Source organism: Sphingopyxis flava, assembly GCF_900168005.1.
In the GTDB taxonomy this organism is placed as follows: domain Bacteria; phylum Pseudomonadota; class Alphaproteobacteria; order Sphingomonadales; family Sphingomonadaceae; genus Sphingopyxis; species Sphingopyxis flava.
Genome location: NZ_FUYP01000006.1, coordinates 77,879 through 99,451, shown reverse-complemented (window position 1 = coordinate 99,451; position 21,573 = coordinate 77,879). Strand labels below are relative to the sequence as shown.

20 protein-coding genes are annotated in these 21,573 nt (G+C 65.4%); 12 read left to right on the top strand and 8 right to left on the bottom strand.

Going from position 1 to position 21,573, the window contains the following annotated elements; genetic code table 11:
• Positions 1-21: 21 nt before the first annotated feature.
• Complete coding sequence (locus B5X69_RS06645; RefSeq protein ID WP_245798655.1) at positions 22-1,302, bottom strand: glycosyltransferase family protein; 1,281 nt, start codon at positions 1,300-1,302, stop codon at positions 22-24.
• Positions 1,303-1,490: 188 nt separating this feature from the next.
• Here B5X69_RS06645 and gyrA point away from each other — a divergent pair, with 188 nt between their 5' ends.
• From gyrA to B5X69_RS06625, 4 genes are read left to right on the top strand one after another with little or no spacing between them, the layout of a single operon-like run.
• A complete protein-coding gene (gene gyrA, locus B5X69_RS06640; protein WP_176141533.1) occupies positions 1,491-4,217 on the top strand; it encodes a DNA gyrase subunit A in 2,727 nt (908 codons plus the stop codon).
• A complete protein-coding gene (locus B5X69_RS06635; protein ID WP_079637904.1) occupies positions 4,214-4,522 on the top strand; it encodes a DUF952 domain-containing protein in 309 nt (102 codons plus the stop codon). Before gyrA ends, B5X69_RS06635 begins: the two co-directional genes overlap by 4 nt.
• Before the next feature lie 31 nt (positions 4,523-4,553).
• The gene (locus B5X69_RS06630; protein WP_079637903.1) at positions 4,554-5,408 is read left to right on the top strand and encodes a TauD/TfdA dioxygenase family protein; all 855 of its coding nucleotides are present in this window, start codon (positions 4,554-4,556) and stop codon (positions 5,406-5,408) included.
• A 50-nt stretch (positions 5,409-5,458) separates the two neighbouring features.
• Positions 5,459-5,920, top strand: a complete 462-nt coding sequence (locus tag B5X69_RS06625; protein WP_079637902.1) for a host attachment family protein — start codon at positions 5,459-5,461, stop codon at positions 5,918-5,920.
• A gap of 13 nt (positions 5,921-5,933) precedes the next feature.
• Here the strand turns inward: B5X69_RS06625 and B5X69_RS06620 are convergent, their stop codons facing one another.
• Positions 5,934-6,596, bottom strand: a complete 663-nt coding sequence (locus B5X69_RS06620; protein WP_079637901.1) for a lysoplasmalogenase family protein — start codon at positions 6,594-6,596, stop codon at positions 5,934-5,936.
• A gap of 78 nt (positions 6,597-6,674) precedes the next feature.
• Between B5X69_RS06620 and trmFO the strand changes: the two genes are divergently transcribed.
• On the top strand, positions 6,675-8,021 hold the full coding sequence (gene trmFO, locus B5X69_RS06615; RefSeq protein WP_079637900.1) for a methylenetetrahydrofolate--tRNA-(uracil(54)-C(5))-methyltransferase (FADH(2)-oxidizing) TrmFO: 1,347 nt from the start codon (positions 6,675-6,677) through the stop codon (positions 8,019-8,021).
• A gap of 175 nt (positions 8,022-8,196) precedes the next feature.
• On the top strand, positions 8,197-9,102 hold the full coding sequence (locus B5X69_RS06610; protein ID WP_079637899.1) for a hydrogen peroxide-inducible genes activator: 906 nt from the start codon (positions 8,197-8,199) through the stop codon (positions 9,100-9,102).
• 24 nt (positions 9,103-9,126) lie between these two features.
• Here the strand turns inward: B5X69_RS06610 and B5X69_RS06605 are convergent, their stop codons facing one another.
• From B5X69_RS06605 to pgsA, 3 genes are read right to left on the bottom strand one after another with little or no spacing between them, the layout of a single operon-like run.
• Positions 9,127-9,567 (bottom strand): molybdenum cofactor biosynthesis protein MoaE, encoded by a 441-nt coding sequence (locus B5X69_RS06605; RefSeq protein WP_079637898.1) that lies wholly within the window; start codon positions 9,565-9,567, stop codon positions 9,127-9,129.
• On the bottom strand, positions 9,564-9,815 hold the full coding sequence (gene moaD, locus B5X69_RS06600; RefSeq protein ID WP_079637897.1) for a molybdopterin converting factor subunit 1: 252 nt from the start codon (positions 9,813-9,815) through the stop codon (positions 9,564-9,566). The genes B5X69_RS06605 and moaD overlap by 4 nt, the downstream gene beginning before the upstream one ends.
• Positions 9,816-9,822: 7 nt before the next feature.
• Positions 9,823-10,395 carry a CDP-diacylglycerol--glycerol-3-phosphate 3-phosphatidyltransferase gene (gene pgsA / locus B5X69_RS06595; protein WP_079637896.1) on the bottom strand — a complete coding sequence of 191 codons (573 nt, stop codon included), beginning with the start codon at positions 10,393-10,395 and terminating at the stop codon, positions 9,823-9,825.
• A 148-nt stretch (positions 10,396-10,543) separates the two neighbouring features.
• On the opposite strand from pgsA, the gene B5X69_RS06590 reads away from it, so the two are divergent.
• The 3 genes from B5X69_RS06590 to B5X69_RS06580 all read left to right on the top strand — a co-directional run bounded on the left by B5X69_RS06590 (position 10,544) and on the right by B5X69_RS06580 (position 14,911).
• The gene (locus tag B5X69_RS06590) at positions 10,544-11,815 is read left to right on the top strand and encodes an MFS transporter (protein WP_079637895.1); all 1,272 of its coding nucleotides are present in this window, start codon (positions 10,544-10,546) and stop codon (positions 11,813-11,815) included.
• 142 nt (positions 11,816-11,957) lie between these two features.
• Entirely contained in the window at positions 11,958-12,992 is a 1,035-nt protein-coding gene (locus B5X69_RS06585) for a mannose-1-phosphate guanylyltransferase (protein WP_079637894.1), read from the top strand.
• Positions 12,993-13,141: 149 nt separating this feature from the next.
• Positions 13,142-14,911, top strand: a complete 1,770-nt coding sequence (locus B5X69_RS06580) for a tetratricopeptide repeat protein (RefSeq protein WP_079638015.1) — start codon at positions 13,142-13,144, stop codon at positions 14,909-14,911.
• 97 nt (positions 14,912-15,008) lie between these two features.
• Here the strand turns inward: B5X69_RS06580 and B5X69_RS06575 are convergent, their stop codons facing one another.
• Positions 15,009-16,397: a helix-turn-helix domain-containing protein gene (locus B5X69_RS06575; protein ID WP_079637893.1), complete on the bottom strand. Its 1,389-nt coding sequence runs from the start codon at positions 16,395-16,397 to the stop codon at positions 15,009-15,011.
• A gap of 138 nt (positions 16,398-16,535) precedes the next feature.
• Here B5X69_RS06575 and B5X69_RS06570 point away from each other — a divergent pair, with 138 nt between their 5' ends.
• Both B5X69_RS06570 and B5X69_RS06565 read left to right on the top strand, forming a co-directional pair.
• Positions 16,536-18,128, top strand: a complete 1,593-nt coding sequence (locus B5X69_RS06570) for an isocitrate lyase (protein ID WP_079637892.1) — start codon at positions 16,536-16,538, stop codon at positions 18,126-18,128.
• A 213-nt stretch (positions 18,129-18,341) separates the two neighbouring features.
• A complete protein-coding gene (locus tag B5X69_RS06565; protein WP_079637891.1) occupies positions 18,342-18,641 on the top strand; it encodes a hypothetical protein in 300 nt (99 codons plus the stop codon).
• Positions 18,642-18,707: 66 nt separating this feature from the next.
• On the opposite strand, the gene B5X69_RS20890 is transcribed toward B5X69_RS06565, so the two are convergent.
• On the bottom strand, positions 18,708-18,887 hold the full coding sequence (locus B5X69_RS20890) for a hypothetical protein (protein ID WP_139375694.1): 180 nt from the start codon (positions 18,885-18,887) through the stop codon (positions 18,708-18,710).
• Between the two features lie 265 nt (positions 18,888-19,152).
• Between B5X69_RS20890 and B5X69_RS06555 the strand changes: the two genes are divergently transcribed.
• On the top strand, positions 19,153-19,920 hold the full coding sequence (locus B5X69_RS06555; RefSeq protein WP_079637889.1) for a crotonase/enoyl-CoA hydratase family protein: 768 nt from the start codon (positions 19,153-19,155) through the stop codon (positions 19,918-19,920).
• Between the two features lie 326 nt (positions 19,921-20,246).
• Here B5X69_RS06555 and B5X69_RS06550 read toward each other — a convergent pair whose 3' ends face one another.
• The gene (locus B5X69_RS06550) at positions 20,247-21,569 is read right to left on the bottom strand and encodes an amidohydrolase (protein ID WP_079638014.1); all 1,323 of its coding nucleotides are present in this window, start codon (positions 21,567-21,569) and stop codon (positions 20,247-20,249) included.
• Positions 21,570-21,573 lie beyond the last annotated feature (4 nt).

The following is a 21,573-nucleotide window of genomic DNA, read 5'->3' as shown; positions in this document are numbered from 1 at the left end:
TAAACCTTCAAGGACCTTGTTTTATCGCGCGTCAGGGCGCCGCGCCAGCCGGATCCAGAGCAGGATCTGGAGAAGCGCGAGGAGCGGCAGGCTCGCGAACATCGGTGCTGCGAAGCCGAAAAGCAGCGACGGCGCGAGCATGATCCACGCCTGGTCGGCATCGGGCAGAAGCCAGTGGAAGCGGCGCTTTTCTCCTGAATCCTCATAAAGCCACCGCGCAAGCAGGATCGCGGCGGCAAGGCAGGGTGCAAGGGCTGCCTCGGCAAAGGGCGGCGCTTCATGTGCGGCGCCTCCAAGCGACATGAGCCAGGGGAAAGTGGCGAGCAGGACCCAGGCGAAGGTGCGGATGATCTCGCGCCACCGGTCCTGACCCGCGCTTTCGGCGCGAAAGGCCGAAAGAAATCGCATGGCGGCAAGCCCGAGACCGCCGAACAGGGCGACCAACGCCGCTGCCGCGACGAGGCCGCTCGCCGCGAGCAGCGCGACGATGACCCAAAGAAGCCCGGTGACATAGGGCAGATAGCGCGCCGTCGCGGGCGATTTGACGAGCAGCGGCCCGGCGAGGCGGACGAGCGGCATCATGATGGCCGAGCGCCCCAGCCCCATTCCGCCATATTCGACCTGCTGCAGGCTCGATTGCTCGATCAGCGCCGCGACCCGGCGATCGACAACGATCGCGATTTCGCCCTGTTCGAACAAGGCGGGCTCGCAATAGAGCCGCCGCGCGCCCGCCTGCACCGCGAGACGAAGGAGCGTGAGCATCATGTCCCATTCGCCCGGCATCGCCGCGAGCTCGGCAACCATCGGGGGCGAGAGACACGCCAGTCCGCCCCAGCGGCGGGTCGCGTCGATCCGTTCGAACCCTTGGGTGAGCACCGTGTCGCCGGTGACCAGGATGGCGGGCGTCCCGGGCTTTGCGATCGCGGCATAGTGGGTTCCGCCCGCGCGCAGACCATCGGCCACCAGAATGATCCGGTCATCCTCCTCGGCGAGCGCCATCAGATCAGCGGCCGTGCGCACCGAGGTGACCCGCATTCCCCGGCGGCGGATGCGGTCGCAGGTTGCGAGAAGCTCGGCGGGCACGGATCCCACCGCGACGGCAATATGGGTGACGCCGACGTCGGCGAGCCTTGCAGCCTGCCGCTCGATCAGCGTCTCGCCCGCGAGCGAGACGAGCGCGCGCAGCCCGCCATCGGGAAGCGTCTCGCTGGCCCCTACCAGCGCAATCAGGGCCACGGGGCGACACCAGGCGAAAAAGCGGTCATCGCGCGAGAGCTTTACGGCGGCGAACGCGATTGGCAAGCCGCTTGTCGGGCGTCATGACGCCAGAAAATGATGCGCAAAAGGCCCAATTGAGCAGCGCAAGGAGGCGCGAAAAAATCTCCCCGAACCGGGGCGAATCGCTGGCCTTTTCTCCCGCCATCGGCTAGTCCGGTGGCATCTCCCGAAAGAACCAAAAAGGCCGGGTCTTGACCGAAGAAAATACGCCTATGCAGCCGTCCGAGGACGGCGTTTCGCCGATCAACATCGTCGATGAAATGAAAGCCTCGTACCTCGATTACGCGATGAGCGTAATCGTCAGCCGCGCGCTCCCCGACGTGCGCGACGGACTGAAGCCGGTGCACCGCCGCATCCTCTATGCAGCGCAGGAGGGTGGCTTCGTTCCGGGCCGCCCCTACAAGAAGTCGGCGAAGATCGTCGGCGACGTCATGGGCAACTACCATCCGCACGGCGACAGCGCGATTTATGACGCGCTTGCACGCATGACGCAGGACTGGTCGCTGCGCGTGCCGCTGATCGACGGTCAGGGCAATTTCGGCTCGATGGACCCCGATCCGCCGGCGTCCATGCGATATACCGAGGCGCGTCTTGCCAAGACCGCGATGGTGCTGCTCAATGATCTCGACAAGGATACGGTCGACTTCCAGCCCAACTATGATGCAAGCCGCGAAGAGCCGACCGTGCTCCCCGCGCGCTTCCCCAACCTGCTCGTCAATGGCGCGGGCGGCATTGCGGTCGGGATGGCGACGAACATCCCGCCGCACAATCTTGGCGAGGTCATTGATGCGACGCTCGCGATGATCGACCGCCAGCTTGAAGGCGGCGCTGACATCACGCTCGAAGAGTTGATGGCGATCGTCCCGGGCCCCGACTTTCCAACCGGTGCAATGATGCTCGGCCAGGGCGGCGCACGAAACGCCTATGCCACCGGACGCGGTTCGATCATGATGCGCTCGACCCATGTGATAGAAGAAGGTAGAAACGACCGCCAATCGATTGTTTTAACGTCGATTCCCTTTCAAGTCGGCAAGTCGGGCCTCGTCGAGAAGATCGCCGAAGCCGCGCGCGACAAGCGTATCGAAGGCGTTGCCGATATCCGCGACGAGTCGAACCGCGAGGGGGTGCGCGTCGTCATCGAGCTGAAGCGCGATGCAACGGCCGAGGTCGTATTGAACCAGCTTTGGCGCCACACGCCGGCCCAGTCGAGCTTCCCGGCCAACATGCTCGCGATCCGCGGCGGCCGGCCCGAAATGCTCGGGCTGAAGGACATTCTCTCCTCCTTCATCGCGTTTCGCGAAGACGTCATCACGCGCCGCTGCAAGTTCGAACTCGCAAAGGCGCGCGACCGCGCGCACATCTTGCTCGGCCTTGTCGTTGCCGTCAGCAATCTCGACGAGGTGGTGCGGATCATCCGCGGCGCCCCCAATCCTGCCGCAGCCCGCGAGGCTCTGCTCGCGCGCGAGTGGCCGATCGGCGAGATAGCGCCCTATATCCGCCTCGTCGAGGCGATCGAGGGCGAGATGGAGGAAAGCACCACCTATCGCTTGTCCGAGACGCAGGTAAAGGCGATCCTCGATTTGCGCCTTCATCGCCTGACCGCGCTCGGCAGGGACGAAATCGGCAAGGAACTCGAGGAGTTGGCTGCCGAAATTGAGGAACTGCTTTCGATCCTCGCCGACAGGGTCAAGCTCTATGGCGTGATGCGCGAGGAGCTCGTCGCGGTGCGCGCGGAGTTCGCCACCCCCCGCAAGACGATCGTCGCCCCTGCCGCCGACGGCATCGACGACGAGGATCTGATCGAGCGCGAAGAGATGGTCGTCACCGTCACGCTCGACGGCTATATCAAGCGGACCCCGCTCGAGACCTTCCGCGCCCAGCGCCGCGGCGGCAAGGGCCGCGCGGGCATGGCGACGAAGGACGAGGATGTCGTCACCAATCTTTTCGTCACCTCGACCCACACGCCGGTGCTCTTCTTCTCGACCGCGGGCAAGGTCTACCGATTGAAGGTGTGGCGCCTGCCCGAGGGCGGCCCGGCGACGCGGGGAAGGCCCATGGTGAACCTGTTGCCGCTGGCGCAGGGCGAGACGATCTCGACCGTGCTGCCTCTCCCCGAGGACGAGGCCGAGTGGGGCAAGCTCCACGTCATGTTCGCGACCGCAAAGGGCAATGTACGCCGCAATAGCATGGACGCCTTCACCAACGTCCCCTCGAACGGCAAAATCGCGATGAAGTTCGAGGGCGAGGACGAGGACGACCGGCTGATCGGCGTCGCGCTGCTCGGCGAGAATGACGATGTGCTGCTTGCGACGCGCCAGGGCAAGGCGATCCGATTTGCCGGCGACGAAGTGCGCGAGTTCCAGAGTCGCAACTCGACCGGCGTGCGCGGGATGAAACTTGCCAAGAATGACGATGAGGTCATCTCGCTGTCGATCCTGCATCGCGGCGGAATGCGCGATCAGGAGGAGCGCGAGGATTATCTTCGCTTTGCGCCGTGGAAGGCGGAAAAGGAAGGCGCGCCGAAGATGAGCGATGAGCGCTTCGCCGAACTCGCCGGACGCGAGCAGTTCATCCTGACCGTCTGCGCCAACGGCTATGGCAAATTGTCATCGGCCTATGAGTATCGCCGCACCGGTCGCGGCGGCCAGGGGATTACCAATATCGACAATATCCGGCGCAACGGGCCGGTGGTCGCGAGTTTCCCGGCCACGCAGGCGCACCAGCTGATGCTCGTCACCGATCAGGCAAAGCTGATCCGCATGGGGCTCGACACGCTGCGCGTCATCGGGCGTGGTTCGGCCGGCGTGCGGCTCTTCGACGTCGCCGAAGGCGAGCATGTCGTCTCGGCCGCGCTGATCGAAGAGAGCGAAGAGGGCGCAGCGGACGAGAGCGCGGCAAGCGAGGTCGCAGCCGCTGCGGGCGAGGCGGGCGCCGAATGACCGCGGCCAGAGCCTTCAAGATATTGACCGCCCAGCAATGGGCCGATTTCGAGCGCGAGCGCGTTTTTCGCGGCGCGCCGGTCGATGTCGCGGACGGCTTTATCCATCTCTCGACCGCGGAGCAGCTTGAAGGAACGCTCGAAAAGCATTTCGCGGGCGAGCGCGATCTCAGGATCGCCGAGATCGACCTTGCCCAGGTTGAAAAGATGGTGAGGTGGGAGGAGGCGCGCGGCGGCGCCCTCTTCCCGCACCTTTACGGCGAATTGCCGATGCATGCGGTCGTGAGCATCAGCAAGCGGGATTGACCCGCCGCGGCAATGAGCGCAGCATCGCGCTATGGCGCTCGACATCACCCCAAGCGGCCAGGCCTGCGGCGCCCATGTCACGGGCGTCGACCTGACCGAGCCCATTTCCCCCGAAACTGTCGCTGCGATCCGCGCCGCGTGGCTTGAGCACAATGTCCTCGCCTTTCCCGATCAGGCGATGAGCGACGACGACCTTGAACGCTTCACCGGATATTTCGGAGGCTTCGGCGAGGATCCCTTCATCCGCCCGATCCCCGGACGCGCGCATATCATCGCAGTAAAGCGCCGGGCCGACGAGACCGCGCCGCTCTTTGCTGAAAACTGGCATAGCGACTGGAGTTTCCAGGCGCACCCTCCTGCCGGAACCTGCCTCTTCGGGATCACCATTCCGCCCGTCGGCGGCAACACCGAATTTGCGAACCAGCACGCCGCGCTCGCGGCAATGCCCGGGGACCTTCGTGCCCGGATCGAGGGGAAAATGGCGATCCACAGCGCACGCGGCGGCTATGCACCCTCGGGCATGTATGGCGCGCGCGATCCCAAGGGAGCCGGGGGACGCAGCATGGATATTCGCTCGAGCGAGGAAGCGATGGCAACGCAGCTTCATCCCTTTATCCGCAAGCATCCCGAAACAGGGCGCGAAGGGCTGTTCGGCTGCGCGGGCTATATCATCGGTATCGAGGGCATGGAGGAGGCGCAGGCGCTACCGCTGCTCATGCAGCTCTTGGAATGGCAGGGAAGCGAGGCTTTCCGCTACAGCCACCGGTGGGAGCCGAACATGCTCGTCATGTGGGACAATCGCTCGGTCCTCCACCGGGCGACGGGCGGTTATGACGGCCATGACCGCCTGCTCCACCGCACGACGATCGCCGCCTGGAGAGGATAGCGAAACTCTGCGCGTCGCCCGTGCGTTGCTCCTCAAAAGGAGCTTTGATCATGACCCTCGACCACGACACGCTCGTCCTCGTCGCCGACGGGCGCAAGGCCTTGTTTCTGCGCAATCACGGCGACGCCCAGCGCATCGATTTGCGCACCGAGGCGCACCAGGAGCGCGAGGACAGGAAAGACAGCGACATCAAGACTGCACCCGCCGGCCAATCGCCCGCACCCGCTGGAACCGGCCTTGGCGGGGGCACGATGAGCGAAGCGGATTTCCACCAGCAGGAAGAGGACCGCTTTGCAAAAAGTCTCGCCGAAAAGGTCAATGCGATGGCGCTCGCCAGAGCGTTCGAGGCGCTCGTCGTGGTCGCGCCCGCGCGGACAATGGGCGTGCTGCGGCCCCTCTGGCACAAGGAGGTGACCGCCCGCCTCGCAGGCGAGCTTGTCAAGGACATGACCGGCCGTCCGATCCCCGATATCGAGGCGCTGCTCGCTGGCGAAGCAGCGCCCCCGGCCTGAGCTTTCTATCCCTTTAGCTGTTTTCGCGGCTGAGCGCGCCGACCACCCCCCGGGCGATGAGCGCCTGGCCTGCAAAATAGAGCGGCCAGACGAGCCATATTGCCACGCTTCTTGGCATGGCGCCGCCCTCGGCGGCGAAGATGACCAGATCGCTCGCGAGAAACAGCATCGCGCCGATCCCCGTGCGATAGCGCGGAAATCGGCTGGTCCAGGCCGTCGCAGCCATCGCCGCGACGAACAGCGAATAGATTGCGGCCTGTCCCCAGCCCGGCGCTGGGCTCAGCGCCGCCCAGACGATCACAAGCGTTGCGGGCATCACGAGCCAGGCGAGCAGGCGCTGCGAAAAGGCGAGCGCCGCGCGCCGGTTCCCAAGATAGAGGATGATCGCGATAATATGCCCGACTGCGAAGGCAACCGCGCCGATCTTGAGCCCTTTCGCGTCGAGAAGCCAGTCGCCGAGCGCGCCGAAGGCGAGCGTTGCTGCGATCAGCCAGCCGTTTCGCTCACGCGCATTCGCCGCCGCCCAGAGGGCGAGCAGGCCGACGCCGCTCGTCTTCCATGCCCAGACCCAGGGGCCATCGAGCCGCTGATGAACCGCGATGAAGAAGCTGACCCCGCCGGCGAGCGCCAACCACCATAGCCACCCGGCCCGGTCCCACCGCGGCTTGCTGCTCATGCCCCCGCTCCCCTTTGCATCTTGAACTCAACCGGACTAGTGCGCGGCTCCACAAAGAGAAGTCAACGGATAGCGTCAATGAGCCACGACATTCACATCATCGGCGGCGGCCTTGCGGGCTCGGAGGCCGCATGGCAGCTTGCCGAGGCGGGATTTCGCGTGCGGCTTTCCGAAATGCGCGGCGGCGGCGACACGACGCCGGCACATCAGGGCGACAGGCTCGCCGAAATGGTCTGTTCGAACAGTTTTCGCAGCGATGACGGCGACAGCAACGCGGTCGGCCTCCTCCACCGCGAGATGCGCGCGCTGGGCTCGATCATCATGCGCGAGGCCGACGCCACGAAAGTTCCCGCAGGGTCGGCGCTGGCCGTTGACCGCGAGCTTTTCTCCCGCGGCGTAACACAGGCACTGGAGAGCCACCCCAACATCGCAATCGTGCGCGAACGCATTGACACACTGCCGGGCGAGGGGCTCACCATCGTTGCGACAGGCCCGCTCACCGCCGCCTCGCTCGCCAAGAGCATCGGAGCGGCGACCGGCAAGGACGCCCTCGCCTTCTTCGATGCGATCGCGCCCATCGTCTACCGCGACAGCATCGACATGGACATTGCGTGGATGGCGAGCCGCTGGGACAAGGTCGGGCCAATCGGCGACGGCAAGGATTACATCAACTGCCCGATGGACAAGGACCAGTATCACGCCTTTGTCCAGGGTCTGCTCGACGGCGAAAAGACCGAGTTCAAGGACTGGGAGAAGGACACGCCCTATTTCGAGGGCTGCATGCCGATCGAAGTGATGGCCGAGCGCGGCATCGAAACGCTTCGCTTCGGACCGATGAAAGCCGTCGGCCTCGACAATCCGCGGACAGGGCGCTGGCCCTATGCGGTCGTGCAGCTTCGCCAGGACAATGCGCTTGGGACGCTCTGGAACATGGTAGGGTTCCAGACCAAGCTGAAGCACGGCGCGCAGGTCGAGCTCTTTCGCACCATTCCTGGCCTTGAGAAGGCGGAATTCGCGCGCTTGGGCGGTCTCCACCGCAACAGCTTCATTCGCTCGCCCGAGCTGCTCGACGCGCAGCTGCGTCTCAAGTCGGCGCCGCACATCCGTTTTGCAGGGCAGATCACCGGCTGCGAAGGCTATGTTGAGAGCGCCGCCATCGGCCTCGTCGCCGCGCGGTTTGCGATCGCCGAGCTTACCGGCCGCTCGCTCCCCCCGCCCCCTGCGGAAACGGCCATCGGCGCGCTGCTTGGCCACATCACCGGCGGAGCCGATGCCGCATCCTATCAGCCGATGAACGTCAATTTCGGCTTGTTCCCGCCGCTCGCCGAGGATGTGCGCAAGAAGGACCGCAAGCTTGGCTATACCCAGCGCGCCGCGGCGAAGCTTGCCGAATGGATGAAAGTCGCCGACGGCGTCGCCGCCTAGGCCCTGCGATCCCGGCGATCCAAGGCCTCGGCAGCGCATGATCCCGTAAGCGGCACCGCACCCCGCGCAGGCACCCGCCGCGCGGCGCAGCCCCGGGTGCGCGTCACCCGCCGCCCCTGCCCGTTCAATCGAGAAACTTGTTCAAAAGTCGGCGCGCGATGATTATAGTCGATCAATGCACAATTACCTGCCCTCGCTGAAGCAGATGCAATATCTGGTCGCGCTTCATGAATACGGTCATTTCGGGCGCGCCGCCGACGCCTGCAACGTCACCCAGTCGACGCTATCGGCTGGAATCCGCGAGCTTGAAACCCTGCTTGGTCAAACGCTCGTCGAACGCACGCGGCGGGTGGTGCGCTTTACCGCCCTCGGCAACGCGATCGTCGAAAAGGCGCACCGGGTGCTGCGCGAGGCCGAAGAGCTTGCCGACATGGCGGCAGCGGCAGCGGCACCGCTCGTTGGGGAACTGCGGATGAGCGTCATCCCCACGATCGCGCCCTTTCTCCTGCCTGGTCTGCTTCCGCGATTGCGCAAGGAACGTCCCTCGCTCAAGCTCTTCCTGCGCGAGGAGCCGAGCGCGCAGGCCTGCGAATCGCTCCATCACGGTGCGGTCGACTGCGTGCTGCTTGCCCTTCCCTATGCGTGCGGCGACGTGGAGGCGGAAAAGCTGTTCGACGACGCCCTCTTCGTTGCCTTTCCTGGCGACCAGGCCGACGAGCTGCCGGCGATGGTCAGCGCCGATCAGCTTGATCCGGCACAAATGCTGATGCTCGAGGACGGCCATTGTCTCAAGGATCACGCGCTCGCTGCATGCAATCGCCCCGAACTGCGCGCCGGCGCGCGCATGATGGGCACCTCGCTCCACACGCTTGTCCAAATGGTCGACAACGGCCTTGGCATTACCATGCTGCCGCAGATGGCGATCGAGGCCGGCATCCTCGACCACACCGACATCGACACGCGGCCGCTTGCTTCGGATCATGACTGGCGCACGATCGCCCTGGTCTGGCGCAAGGGCAGTCCGCGCGCCGACGAATTTCGAATGCTGGCCGATATTTTTCGCAAGCACAAGGCGAACTGATCCGCCCGCTTCCCCGCCGGCTCTTCAGCCCCAGCGCCCTGCGCGGTCGTGATCCGTCTCGCGCTGTTCGACCCATGCCGAGCGCCCATCGGCGAAGCTTTCGCGCTTCCAGAGCATGACGTCGGTCTTGAGCCGGTCGATCAGAAATTCGCACGCCGCGAGCGCTTCGGCGCGGTGCGCACTGCTTGCAAGGACGAGGACGATCGTGTCGCCCGGCGCCATCGCTCCCACCCGGTGGATGAGCGTCAGCGCTTCCAGCCGCCAGCGCGCCCCGGCCTGCGCGGCCAGATCCTCAAGCCCATTCGCGGTGAGCACCGGATGATGGTCGAGGAAAAGTTCGACAAGCCCGCCATCGCCCCGAACCCGGCCGATGAAACTCGCGCTCGCGCCATGTCCGCCGGCATCATGCGCCGCAAGCGCGGCCGCGACGTCGATCGCCGCGGATTGGACTGCGACCCGGATCATCCTCCTGTCACCGGGGGAAAGAGCGCGACCTCATCGGCATCGCCAATGAGCGCCTCGGGGCCGACCATCGCCCCGCCGAGCGCCGCGCGGATCCGGTGCGGCTCTGCAAATGCGCCCGCGCCCCGCGCGTCGCGTGCTGCGAGCCATCCGACCAGATCCCCAACCGTCGCGATCCCTTCGGGCAGCGCAACCATCTCCTCAGCCACCCCCATGCGTTCGCGCACCCAGGCGAAATAGGCGATCCGCATCCTCTCTTCAGTCCATGTGCTTGAGGCCGACGCGAAGATAATCCCAGCCGGTAATCAGTGTCAGCAGCGCCGCGCCCCACAGCGAGGCGAGCCCCACCGTCTTGATCCATGCCATCGCGGGCAAGGCCCCGGCGAGAATCAGCGCGCCGAAGGCAATGAGCTGAAAGGTCGTCTTCCATTTGGCAAGCTGCGTGACCGGCATCGACACCTGGAGGGTCGCCAGAAATTCGCGCAGGCCCGAAACGATGATCTCGCGCAGGAGAATGATCAGCGCCGCAATGACATGATAGCCCGCGACATCGCGCGTGAAGACAAGGAGAAGGATCACCGCTGCGATCATGATCTTGTCGGCAATGGGGTCGAGAAAGATGCCGAGACGCGAGACGGTTCCGCGCGCGCGCGCGAGATAGCCGTCGAAATAGTCGGTAATCCCCATCAGGCAATAAAGGCCGAAGGCGAAGGCATAATCGATCGGCTTTGGCTGCTGCCCGCCCTCGACCACGCCTGGCCACAGCAAGAAGAGCAGGATGGGAACCGCAAGAATCCGTGACAATGTCAAAAGGTTGGGAAGGCTGAGCATGATCCCCGATTTCCACCGTGGCGGCGCGACTGTTCCAAAAATGGGCTTTGACCCCGCTTCCCCTAACCGATAAGCCCCCCGAGCGACAACCATATTGCCCTCATCAGGGGCCGCGGGGTCAATCTGGGTGGAAAAAAGTGGGTAACGCATGACCGGTTCCTTTGCGCTGATGAAGCAACGCCGGTTCCTGCCTCTGTTTGCGACCCAGTTCCTCAACGCCTTCAATGACAATTTCTACAAGATGGCGATGGTGATCCTTGTCACCTTCACCATCTACAAGGATCCGGAGACCGAGGCCTGGTTCAACGCGCTTGCGGGCGGCCTCTTCATCCTGCCCTTCTTCCTTTTTTCAGCGCTCGCGGGGCAGCTTGCGGACAGCACCGACAAGACAAGGATGATCCGCATCATCAAGAGCGCGGAAATCCTGATCATGATCGTCGGCGGCGCGGGCATCTGGCTTCACAATGTGCCGCTGATGCTCCTCGCGCTCTTCTCGATGGGAATGCACTCGACCTTCTTCGGCCCGATCAAATATGCGATCCTGCCGCAGCATCTGCACGAAGATGAAGTGCTCGCGGGCACCGGATGGGTCGAGGCGGGCACCTATATCGCGATCCTCGGGGGCACGATCGTCGGCGGCCTGACGCCGCCGCACATCGCCATTGGGGGCATCATCGCCGTCGCGGTGATCGGCCGGCTCACCGCGCGTTTCGTACCTGCCGCTCCCCCGGAAGAAGAGGCGCAAGGCCTCGTCATCGACCATAATGTATTCCGCTCGTCGTGGCAGATCGTGAGCTCGACGATGCACATTCCGCGCCTCTTCCTCGCGATCGTCTCGATCAGCTTCTTCTGGGCGATCGGCGCGATCCTCGCGGCGCAGTTTCCGCCGCTCGTCAAGAATGCGCTGGGCGCCGACAACACCGTCGCGACAATGTTCACCGCCATTTTCTCGGTCGGCGTCGCGATCGGCTCGATCGTCGTCAACCGGCTGCTCAAGGGGCATGTGTCAGCACGCTATTCGCCGGGGTCGGTGATCGTAATGGGGGTTTTCGTCGTCGATCTTTGGCTGTCGGTGCGCGGCTGGAAGCACGCCGACAACACGCTGATGGCGTGGCGCGAATTTCTAGCGCTGCGCGCGGGTGACCGCATCATTCTCGATCTTTTCGGAATCGCGATCGCGGGCGGCATGTTCGTGGTGCCGCTCTACGCCTTTCTCACCACCACCGTCGCCAAGTCGCAGACCGCGCGCACGATTGCGGCAAACAATATCGTGAACTCGGGGTTCATGGTCGCCGCAACGCTGATCCTCAGCCTATTGATCGGCATGGGGCTGACCATCGACGACACGCTGCTGATGGTCGCGGCCATGTGCCTCGTCTCCGCCTGGCTCGCGTGGAAGCTCCACAAGGCCTGCGATTGAGGAAGATCCTGTTCTTTTTCTCTCGCATCGAGGGGAACTCCTGCGAGCCCAGCCGCGTCATCGGAAGATGAGATCCTCCCCCTCCCGCCCATTTCCGCCGATAGCGCGTGACCGGTCCCTTCGAACCCGATAGACCTTCCGCATGACGCTGATGATTCAACCCGTTATCCTTTGCGGCGGCGCCGGAACACGGCTCTGGCCCGAATCGCGCGGCAATCATGCCAAACAGTTCCTGGCGCTCGCCGGTGCTGACAGCCTTTTTTGCCAGACCGTGCGCCGCACGCCTGCAGGCGCGGACTTCCTGCCACCGGTGATCCTGTGCGGCGATGCGCATGTTGCCTTGGTGCGCGAGCAGATGGACGCGCGAGAGGCGGCGCTGCTCGTCGAGCCGATGCCGCGCGGTACCGCCGCCGCGATCGCGCTCGCAGTCGCGCAGGCTGACGCCGACACGCTGCTCCTCGTGATGCCGAGTGATCATGTCATCGCCGATATCGCTGCCTTTCATGCCGCGATCGCGAAAGGCGCGCGTCTTGCCCAGCGGGACTGGCTCGTCGCCTTCGGCATCACGCCCGACCGCCCCGAAACCGGCTTTGGCTATATCGCAAGCGGCGAGCCGCTCGGCGAAGACGGCTTTGCTGTCGCGCGCTTCGTCGAAAAGCCCCCGCTCGCCGAGGCCGAGGCGATGCTCGTCGCGGGCGGCTACAGTTGGAACGCGGGCATTTTCCTCTTTCGCGCCGGGCGGATGCGCGATGCAATGCTGACCCATTGCCGCGCGATTTTCGAGGCGGCCGACCGCGCAGTTGCCGCGGGGCAGCGCGACGGCGACGCGCTCTATGCCGACGCGCTTCTGTTCGAGCAGGCGCCAAGCGACTCGATCGACTATGCTGTGATGGAGAAGGACGAGCGCGTCGCCGTCGTCCCCGCCGCGATGGGCTGGTCCGATCTTGGCAGCTGGCACGCGGTCCACGCCATCGCCGACAAGGACGCCGACGGGAATGCACTTGCCGGCGACGTCTTCGTTCACGACAGCCGCGGCAACCTGGTCCGCGCAGGGGACAAGCGCGTCACGCTCGTTGGAATGGAGGATGTCGCGGTCATCGTCGACGGCGACGATATTCTCATTATCCCCCTCGCCCGCGCCCAGGACGTCCGCGCCGCGGCAAAGGCGCGCGAATAATCCTCCCCCGCAGGGAGGATCGATCGCCGACTTCCCTTCGGTTCGAGACATTCGCACCTCCTCCCTCGCGATTGCGCTTGGGCGCCCTCCCCCATTCGTGATACCCTCCCGACGCCATTCAGGTTCGCCTCGGGGGAAGGGGAATGGGCATGCACCACGCGTTCAGAGCCGCTGCGATCGCCGGCATCGGTTTCTCTCTTGCCAGCTTCGCGCCGCCGACCGGTTTTTCGCCCGCCGCGCTCGATGCGCTTGACCCTAGCCGCCTCGCTACCCTGTTCTGTGGTGCCCGCCGCGCAGGAGCGACGCTGGCGCACGATCTTCTCGCCGCAGCAGCGCTCGCCGCCCCCGCGAGCCAGGCGGCGCCCATCGCACTCTTTCCCGACCTCACCGCCTCGCCCTTCCCCGTCTCGACGCGCGACGATCAGACGCGGCGCTATTTCAGCCAGGGCCTTCTCCTCACCTATGGCTTCAACCACGCCGGGGCGGTGCGCTCGTTCCGCGAGGCGCAGCGGCGCGATCCGGACTGCGCCATCTGCTGGTGGGGCGAAGCGGTAGCGCTCGGACCCAATATCAATGCGCCAATGGACGATCGCGATCATGCCGCCGCGCTCGCGGCGGTCGAACGCGCGATGGCGCTGCGCGGCAAAGCTTCCCCAATGGAGCGCGCGCTGATCGAGGCAGTCGCCCTCCGATATTCGGCCGACCCCGCCGCCGATCGCGCCGCGCTCGACGCGGGCTACGCCGATGCGATGCTCGACGCCGCGCGCCGCTTTCCCGGCGACGACGACGTGGCGGTGCTCGCCGCCGAGGCCGCGATGGACACGACGCCCTGGAATTATTGGGAGGGCGACAAGCGGACGCCCGTGGGCCGCACCGGCGAGGCGGTGCGGCTGATCGAAACCGTGCTTCGCCGTAATCCCGCGCATGTTCAGGCGAACCACCTCTATATTCACCTGATGGAGGCCAGCGATCCCCAGCGCGCCGAGGCGGCAGCGGATCGCTTGGCGGACCCGGCGGCGCCCAGCGCCGCGCACCTCGTCCACATGCCGGGCCATATCTATCAGCTGCGCGGACGGCACGCCGACTCGATCCGCGTCAACATCGCCGCCGCGCGCGCCGACGAGGCGTTCATCCGCAGCGCGGGTGACCAGGGGTTGGTGCGCTATGGCTATTATCCGCACAATATCCACTTCATCGTCACCTCGGCCCAAATGGCGGGCGACATGAACACCGCGATCCGCGAGGCGCATCGCCTGCGCACCGTGCTCGACCCCGCAACCTCGGCGCGGATCGCGTGGATTCAGGCGATCGACGCCGCGCCCTATTTCGCGATGGCGCAATTCGCCGATGCCAAGGCGATCCTGGCGGTGCCCGCCCCCGACGCCCGCCTCGCCTATCCTGCTGCGATGCGCCATTATGCGCGCGCCGTCGCCTATGCCGGCCTTCGCGACCGCGCTGCATTCGACCGGGAAATTGCCGCGATGGCACAGATCGGGTCGTCCGACGCGCTTCAGGACATGATCGCACAGGGCGTGCCGGCGGACGAGCTTCTACGGCTCGCCGACCGGGTCGCGCGCGGACGGTTCGCCTCGGCCAGCGGCCGACCGGACGATGCGATCGCCTTCTATCGCGAGGCGACCGAGATCGAGGGCCGCCTTCCCTATCAGGAGCCGACCTATTGGTATTATCCCGTCCGCCAATCGCTCGGCGCCGCGCTGTTCCAGGCCCGGCGCTACGGCGAGGCCAGCGACGCCTTCCGCGCCGCGCTGAGCCAGGCCCCCAATAACGGCTGGGCGCTCTACGGGCTCAGCCGCAGCGAAGCCGCGCGGGGCCGCAAGCTCGAGGCGGCGGCCGCTGACAAGGCGCTTTCGAATGCGTGGCTTGGCGAGCGCCGCTGGCTCCGCATGGACCGACTGTAGAGCCTCGCCGGCAATTCGCCCCGCACCTGCTCATGCCCCCTCCCCCACGCCCCGGGCTTGAACCGGGGGGCCTCACTCTTCAACGGACGCACACCGCTCAATCCCCCGCGAAATCGAACGCGCTCACCCCGCGCTCGCCCTCGCGGAACCGCAGCGGGCGGCCGAGCGGCGGCCGCGAGCGCTGGACGCAGCCGGCGCGTGTGCAGCGTCTGCACCCCAGTCCGATCGGGGTCGCGGGCGCCCGCATCAGGTCGAGCCCCCGTGCGGCGGCCAGCGGCGCTGCGACCTTGGCATCGACGCCGACGCAGATCGCAAAGCGCGCGGGCATGCCGCTTCCCGTCGCACCGGGGGCTGCAACGAGGCGCGACAGGGTGAACCAGCGCGATCCGTCCTCCAGCTCGGCCAGATCGGCGACCACCTCGCCCGGGCGCGCGAAGGCTTCGTGCACGCCCCACAGCGGGCAGCGCGCGTCGCCGTCGACCAGCGGCGACTGGCTCGCGCCGCTATAGCGCTTGCTCCCCTGTCCTGCGCGGTCGATCCGCAGCATGAAAAAGGGCAGTCCTCGGGCGCCGACGCGCTGGAGCGTCGTCAGCCGGTGCGCGACCTGCTCATAGCCCGCGCCGAAGCGACGCTGGAGCAGGAGCAGATCATAGCCCGTCGCGTCGCACGCGCGCAGGAAGCGGCTGTAGGGCATCATCAGCGCGGCGGCGAAATAATGGATCAGATGGCGCTCGAACAGCCGCGCGGCGGCGGACTCGGCGAATTCGGCGCCCGCGACCAGAGCGTCGATCTCCGACTTGGCCTCGACCTGTGCCAGCGTCGCCGCCGCCTGAAAGGTGCGCGAGGCCGGGCGCAGCAGTTCGTTCAGCATAAGTTGCCGCGCATGCCAGTCGAGCCAGCGGAGCCGGTCGGGCATCACATCGGCGGGCAAAATGCGGATGCCGAGCTGGTGGCGCGTGCGCAAACGCTCTGAAATCGTGCCATAAAGATCGCCCCCGGCGAGGCGCAGTTCGTCGGCCAGTTCCTCGGCGCGGGCATCGAGGTCGGGGAAATGGTTGCGCCATTTCTCGATCGCGCGGCGAACCGCGGTAACTTCGGGCGCATCGCCTTCCCTTTCCGCGCCTCCTTCAGGGGCGGCATCGAACAGCCGCGCGAAGGCCGCGGCGGTTGCGGGGGCGGTCTGCAGCCACGACTCGACCTCCTCGGCGCCGATGCCGAGGTCGGCAAAGCGCGGATCGGCGAGCCGCCGCCTCAGCCCTGCGAGGCCGCCCGGCAGTTCCTCTGCGCCCAGCTTCGCAGCGTCGAAGCCGAAGCGTTCCGCCAATCTCACGATCACCGTGGCGGAAAGCGGCCGCTGGCCATGCTCGATCAGATTGAGGTAGCTTGGCGAAATATCGAGCGCCTCGGCCATCGCCGCCTGCGTCAGCCCCGCCTCGCGCCGCACCCTGCGCACCGCCGGCCCTGCAAACACCCGCCGCTCTGCCATCTTGTAACTTTCTTTACATATTTACACAGCAATTTACACCGATCGGCCATATTTCACAAATAAAATTGACAAAGCTTTTCACATTGCGCGGGACTTTCGCCAGCTTACCCCCATCAGCTTCGAAACGAGGACAAGACGATGGGTTATCAGGAAGACATGGCGCAGGCAGGCCGCCTGATCCGCGATTACGACGGCACCTGGGACGGCATCAGCGGCGAAAGCGTCGCGCGCATGCGCGCCCAGAACAAGTTCAGGACCGGCATCGACATCGCGCGCTATACCGCGCGCATCATGCGCGCCGACATGGCCGCCTATGATGCTGATCCTGCGAACTATACCCAGTCGCTGGGCTGCTGGCACGGCTTCATCGCGCAGCAGAAAATGATCTCGATCAAGAAGCATTTCGGGACCACCAAGGGCCGCTACATCTATCTCTCGGGCTGGATGATCGCTGCGCTGCGCAGCGAATTCGGTCCGCTCCCCGACCAGTCGATGCACGAGAAAACAAGCGTCCCGGCGCTGATCGAGGAAATCTATACCTTTCTGCGCCAGGCCGACGCCCGCGAACTCGGGCTCCTTTTCCGCGACCTCGACGCCGCCCGCGCCGAGGGTGACGAGCTCAAGGCGAAGCAGATCCAGGCCGCGATCGACAATCATGAAACGCATGTCGTGCCGATCATCGCCGATATCGACGCGGGGTTCGGCAATGCCGAGGCGACCTATCTCCTCGCCAAGAAAATGATCGAAGCCGGCGCTTGCGCGCTGCAGATCGAAAACCAGGTGTCGGACGAAAAGCAGTGCGGTCACCAGGACGGCAAGGTTACCGTGCCGCACGAGGACTTCATCGCGAAGATCCGCGCCTGCCGCTACGCCTTCATGGAACTGGGGGTCGAGGACGGCATCATCGTGACGCGCACCGACAGCCTCGGCGCGGGCCTCACCAAGCAGATCGCCTACAGCCGCGAGCCCGGTGACCTTGGCGACCGGTACAACAGCTTCCTCGATTGCGAAGAGGTCGAAGGCGCGGGCAATCCTGGCGATGTGCTCATCAACCGGGACGGCAAGCTGATGCGCCCGAAGCGGCTGCCCTCGAACCTTTACCAGTTCCGTCCCGGGACCGGCGAAGACCGCTGCGTCATGGACTGCATCGCGAGCCTTGAGAATGGCGCGGACCTTTTGTGGATCGAAACCGAAAAGCCGCACATCGAACAGATTGCCGGCATGGTCGACCGCATCCGCGAGGTCTTCCCGAACGCAAAGCTTGCCTATAATAATTCGCCGAGCTTCAACTGGACGCTCAATTTCCGCCAGCAGGTATTCGACAGCTGGCAGGCCGAGGGCCGGGACGTCAGCGCCTATGACCGCGCCAAGCTGATGAGCGCGGACTATGACGATAGCGAGCTTTCAATCGAGGCCGACAACCGCATCCGCACCTTCCAGCGCGATGCGTCGAAGCGGGCAGGGATCTTCCACCACCTCATCACGCTGCCGACCTATCACACCGCGGCGCTCAGCACCGACAATCTCGCGAGGGAATATTTCGGCGGCGAGGCGATGCTCGGCTACGTCAAGAACGTCCAGCGCGCCGAAATCCGTCAGGGCATCGCCTGCGTGAAGCACCAGAATATGAGCGGAAGCGACATCGGCGATGATCACAAGGAATATTTCGCCGGCGAGGCCGCGCTCAAGGCCGCAGGCAAGGACAACACCATGAACCAGTTTGCGGCCTGAGAGCTGATCCCGAGCTTGGCGCGGGGGAATTCGTTGCCCCCCGCGCCTCCCGAGCTTTCCTGGGGAGGAAAGCCTGCCCGTCGGAAGCCACTGCGCTTCCGGCGGGCATTTTCTGTCCAGATTGTATAGCATTCTATGGATCTTAGCTTGCCACCGGTGTCGTTCATCGGTTATGGTGCATTGCACAACAAAACTGATTTGCGACTCTCCCCCATGAACGACACCCGACTGAAGATGATGGAAGCCATTGCGCGCCGGCGCATGGTGGCAGCCAATTACAACGGCAACCGCATGATGCTCGCACCGCATCTGATGTTCGAGCGGCGCGGCGACCTGTTCGTCAGCGCCCTCAACCTCGGCAAGAACTGGCGTTCGGAAGACGAGCGACGGCTCGGTCATTTCAAGCTCGACGGACTGGGAGCGCCCGAGGTGCTCGAAGACGGCTTTGAACCGCTGCCAAGCTTCGAAGCCGTAGCGCCGCGCGAGGACGATGCGCTGATCCTGGCGATCTGACGCGCCGCCCTGGCGTTAGAACGCGCCGCCCGCAAAGGGCAGCGCGTTCCTCTTATCGCTCACGAATCACTGGGCGTGAACCGGGCGCCGCATCAAGGCTGCGAGCCGCTGCTTGACCGTGAGTCGTAGCGCATGGAGGCGCAGCAGCCGAAAAGTGGCACCGCGCTGGCGCGCCTCGCGCCTTACTGCTTCGTCGAGCTGCCGGCGCCATTGGGTAAAGCGGATAATGCGGGAATTGACAGACATAAGGCCTCCAGACTGAGCATGCTCAAGACAGGTGACGCCGATGCCGAGGCCCTGATGAGGGGGGAGAGCTGGGCCGCAAAGCATCGGTGTCACCCGATGCGGTCCGACATCACGCCCGCGAAACAAAGTGTCGAAGGCGCCAGAGGGGCCCGGCCCGCATAAGACCCATCTAGGACCGCGCCTTGGGGCTTTCAACCCCTTAACCGATCCGTCATGCTGGCGGGCGAGACCGCCGCTATCCCCCTACTCGCCCGAAGGAAATCCCATGCCCCTTCTCGTCGCTCGCGATGGCCCCGTCACGATCATCACCATCGACCGGCCGGAGAAGCGCAACGCGGTCGATCCCCCGACGGCCGCAGCGCTGCGCGAGACTTTCGCCGCCTTTGGAGCGGACGAGGATGCGCGCGTCGCGATCCTCACCGGCAGCGAGGGGCATTTCTGCGCGGGCTTTGATCTGCACGCGGTCGGGGCGACCCGCTACGACCCCGATGGTCCAGGACCGATGGGGCCGACGCGGATGCTCCTCGACAAACCCGTGATCGCCGCGGTCGAGGGCCACGCGGTCGCGGGCGGGCTCGAACTTGCGCTCTGGTGCGATTTGCGCGTCGCCGCGGCGAGCGCGGTCTTCGGCGTCTACTGCCGCCGCTGGGGCGTGCCGCTGATCGACGGCGGAACGGTGCGCCTGCCGCGCCTTATTGGCCAGGGCCGCGCACTCGACATGATCCTGACCGGGCGCGCAGTGGCGGCAGAGGAGGCGCTGCACATCGGCCTCGCTGACCGCCTCGTTCCCGACGAGGAGGCACTGCCGGCCGCGATCGCGCTCGCAAAGCAGATCGCTGCCTTTCCGCAGCTTTGCATGCGAAGCGACCGGATGAGCGCCTATCGCCAGTGGGATCTGGGACTGGTCGATGCGCTCGCCCACGAAGCCCATGCGGGACTCGCCCCGCTCAGCAAAGGCGCAGCCGAGGGCGCCGCTCGCTTTGCAAAAGGCGCCGGCCGCGGCGGGTCCTTCGAGGATTTCAGAGGTGCCTAGTTGTTGCTCGGCTTAGTCGAGGCTCCAAGGCAAGGATCGACAAAATCCATCGACCGAAGCAATGCATATCGACGTCGAGGATCGTCGGCGCGGCGGTGCGCGCGAAACGTCGCCTCGTGTGGAGAGCCGCGCCGCGCGTAACCGATCCGTGGGCTAATCGCAGGTGCCCGCGCTTTCTCGAACCTCTGTCCAGACGGCATGAAGCGCGAGCTTTGCCCCGCGCACAGGACGTCAGGATAGCCGAGGCGTGCGGCGGCGCGGGGGAGAGCTTCGCTCAGCGCGGCCTTGAGCGCATCGACGCTTTCGAGCGGGTGTTCGCTCCTCGACTAATCGCCCGCTTTCGCCATCAGCTTCAGGGTCAACGCCCCCAGCGCCTCGGTCGCAGTAGAAATGACGGCCGATGCATCCGGCGCCCAGAAGGGAGAATGGAGGCTCGGCAATGTGCGCCCATCCTTCTTCGCCGCTTCAATCTCCGCCGGCGGCACGCCGCCCACCCAGAAGATCATGCTCTTGATGCTCTTGTCCTCCCGGCCATAGCGGCCGAAATCCTCGCCGCCCATCACCGGCGGCATGCGCACGACACGCGCCTCGCCAAAGCGCGCTTGAAGGAGCGCCGCCATCTCTTCGGTGAACTCGGGGGTGTTGTAGGTAGCGGGTGTATATTCGGTGCGGTCGACCTTGACGACCGGCATTCGGTCCTCCGGAATCCCCGCCGCGATCGCCTCGCCTTTCGCGATGCGGGCGATCCCGGTGAGCAATTGGTCCCGCACCTCATCGCTATAGCTGCGCACCGTGAGCTGCAGTTTCGCCTCATCGGGGATGATATTATGCTTCGCCCCGGCGTGAAAGCTGCCGACCGTGACCACCGCAGAATCGAGCGGGCTCACCTCGCGCGAGACCAGCGTCTGGAGCGCGCCCACGATCCGGCTCGCAAGAACGATCGGATCCTTTGTCGTGTGAGGATAGGCGCCGTGGCCGCCCGCCCCCTTCACCGTGATGTCGACGCTGTCGACATTCGCGAGGGCATAGCCTGGCGTATAGCCGATCATGCCGGCGGGGACCTGCGCCGCATCGTGGAAGGCGAGCGCATATTGAGGCTTTGGAAAGCGGGTGTAGAGACCGTCCTCGAGCATCATCCGTGCGCCCGCGCCGCGTTCTTCGGCCGGCTGGCCGATCATCACGAGCGTCCCCGACCACTGGGCCTTGTTCGCGGCCATGAGCCGCGCGACGCCGATCCAGCTGGTCATGTGGGTGTCATGGCCGCAAGCGTGCATTACCCCCGTCTCGACGCCCTCGTCGGTCGTCACGCGCACCTTCGAGGCACCGGGCCAGCCCGTCTGCTCGGTCACCGGCAATCCGTCCATGTCGGCGCGGACAAGGACTACGGGGCCAGCACCATTATTCATCACCGCGACCACACCGGTTCCGCCCACCTTCTCGGTCACGTCAAATCCGAGCCTGCGGGCCTCGGCAGCAAGGATGCCCGCCGACCGAACCTCGTGGAAGCTGAGTTCAGGATGGGCGTGAAGATCGGCGTAGATGGTCATCAGCGAAGGCATCTCGGCCTTGACCTGCTCGGCCAGCGTTTCTCCCGCAGCAGGCGTCGCCAACGCCAGCGCCGCCGCCCCTGCCCACCAGATGCGTGTCATATGC